Genomic DNA, 2,137 nt, shown 5'->3' with positions numbered 1-2,137 from the left:
GGCCGTATCGCGTTCGGGTTCCGTACCCCGGAGAACCAACGCCGCCGGGTACGGTGGGCCTGCACTCGTCGATCACGTCGGGTCGCACCCAGCCGGCGCCAATGCCACTGCTAACTGCGAAGAGCCCAGAAATCGATCCCCCCACCGTCGACGCCCTACGCCGGATACTGACGACCTACCGCCCTCGACCCGTGAAAGTCGTACCCACCCATGGTGACTGGCAGCCGCGGAACTGGCTCGTCGACCACAGGAGCGTCAAGATCATCGACTTCGGGCGCTTCGATTACCGCCCCGCACTCAGCGACTTCTGCCGCCTCGCAGCACGACACTGGCGCACGCACCCGCACTTGGAGCACGCCTTTTTCGACGGCTACGGCACCGACCCGCGAGATCCGGAACTGTGGGCGATGTTCACCCTCCGAGAAGCGATCGGCACCGCAGTCTGGGCATACCAGATCGGCGACGAACCCTTCGAACAGGAAGGCCACCGTATGCTCACCGACGCCGTGACTCTGTTCTGAGCACCGACGCACCCACTCAGGTCACAGATCCGCTCCCACAACGGAAAGCCCGACGCGGCCCGGGAAGCCTCAGCATCGACCCAGAGCAGTCCTGCGAATATCTCGCGCATGTTCCCCGGAGCTGGTGCTCGAGTGTCCATGATGAAGTCGACGAAGTTGTCTTCGCCCGAGTTAGGGTGTCCCCATAGGGTCGCTGTCGCCCGCACCCGAGGTATCGGGGCGGGGCGGGAATTCGTGTAGGTAGAACGTGGCTCCTTCTTCGATCTCGCCCGCGTTGAAGGAAGACGACTCGAAGGTTGCGGCATAGGGTGCCGAGCTGCTCACGGTGACTGTGTAGCTGCGTTGATTGGCAGGAACCGCCTCGAAGTGCGCCACATAGGTACACACTCCCGTGCCGTCGGCATTGCGTTCGACGGTATCGATTTCCAGCACGGAACGTGCCGAGGCGGCCGCGCTTTCGCCGTGCAGGTACACGATGTCGTTCGGTGCGATCGGGATCGTGGTGATGATGCACTGTCCTGTCTGTGGATCGGCTTGCTCCGCGTTCCCGACGACAGTGACCGTAGCGGGGAAGGTCTCCGGTTCCTCGGTATTGGATACACATCCGCTTAGGCACAGTGCCCCAATCGGCAGTGACGCTGCAACCAGTCCACTCGTTCGCCCCATGAGGTCACCGTAGGGCGTCCGGAAGACAGCCGGGGACCGTGTTGGTCACTATTGGGCAATTATCGCGCTGGACAACTGCGCCGTCGGCCCTCGCTCATACACGGACAGCTCCGCAGCGAACGGATCAGCCGCCGAAGACACCGTCGACGAAGCAAACCAGTAGTTCAGAGAACCGCAAGTCAGACTGAACCCTGGGGAACGTATGTGCGACAACCGAGCATCACCGCTGGGGCACACCGTTCGTAGAGTGGCAGGATGCCGCGCGAAGTTCACAAGGCCGTGTGTTACGTCCTGCACGACGATCACCTGCTGGTGTTCACCCACCGTGACCAGCCGATGACGGTCACCGGCGTACAGGTGCCCGCCGGCACCATCAAATCCGGCGAGTCCCCCGAACAGGCCGCCGTACGCGAACTGTTTGAGGAAACCGGCAGACACGGGCACGTGGTACGCCACGTCGGGGTGCAGAGATACGACGTGCGCCCCATGAGAGACGAAATCGCCGTGCGGCACTACTACCGGATGAACATGCCCGGCGCCGATGTCACCGAACGCTGGCCGGCAGAAGAATCCGATCCTGCGGCCGGAGGACCGACCGTGAAGTGGGACTGCTGGTGGCTCCCACTATCACACGCCCACGTACTGGCAGCGGGATTCGGAGCTCTGATAGGCGCGATGCTCGACCACGCCACACTCGATGAACACTCACCGATCTCAACGTGAAGCCCTGGATCGGCACTCGCCGGCCCCCCCACCGACACGCAGGAGACCGGACCGCCACACACGACCCGGCCCCAGCCATCAACAACCGGACAACTCTTCATGAACCGCCCCGGTGAGTCCGGAGACTCCGATTGTTGGGAAGGTTGGAGTCATGCCAGGGAACACCACGAAGCGGTATCCGTCGGAGCTGAAGGTTCGGGCGGTGCGGATGGTCGCGGAACGTCCGA

Annotated in this window: 3 protein-coding genes; 2 read left to right on the top strand and 1 reads right to left on the bottom strand. The window is 63.1% G+C overall.

The window, feature by feature from the left end; all coding sequences use genetic code 11:
* Positions 1–101: 101 nt before the first annotated feature.
* Positions 102–521 (top strand): phosphotransferase family protein, encoded by a 420-nt coding sequence (locus WAX14_RS18080; protein ID WP_422629431.1) that lies wholly within the window; start codon positions 102–104, stop codon positions 519–521.
* A gap of 171 nt (positions 522–692) precedes the next feature.
* Here the strand turns inward: WAX14_RS18080 and WAX14_RS18075 are convergent, their stop codons facing one another.
* Positions 693–995 carry a hypothetical protein gene (locus WAX14_RS18075; RefSeq protein ID WP_422629430.1) on the bottom strand — a complete coding sequence of 101 codons (303 nt, stop codon included), beginning with the start codon at positions 993–995 and terminating at the stop codon, positions 693–695.
* A gap of 447 nt (positions 996–1,442) precedes the next feature.
* On the opposite strand from WAX14_RS18075, the gene WAX14_RS18070 reads away from it, so the two are divergent.
* Positions 1,443–1,910, top strand: a complete 468-nt coding sequence (locus tag WAX14_RS18070) for an NUDIX domain-containing protein (RefSeq protein ID WP_138998861.1) — start codon at positions 1,443–1,445, stop codon at positions 1,908–1,910.
* Positions 1,911–2,137 lie beyond the last annotated feature (227 nt).

This window comes from Rhodococcus sp. (in: high G+C Gram-positive bacteria), from assembly GCF_049299235.1.
In the GTDB taxonomy this organism is placed as follows: domain Bacteria; phylum Actinomycetota; class Actinomycetes; order Mycobacteriales; family Mycobacteriaceae; genus Rhodococcus.
The sequence above is the reverse complement of the archived record's forward strand: the minus strand, read 5'-3'. Positions and strand labels throughout refer to the sequence as shown.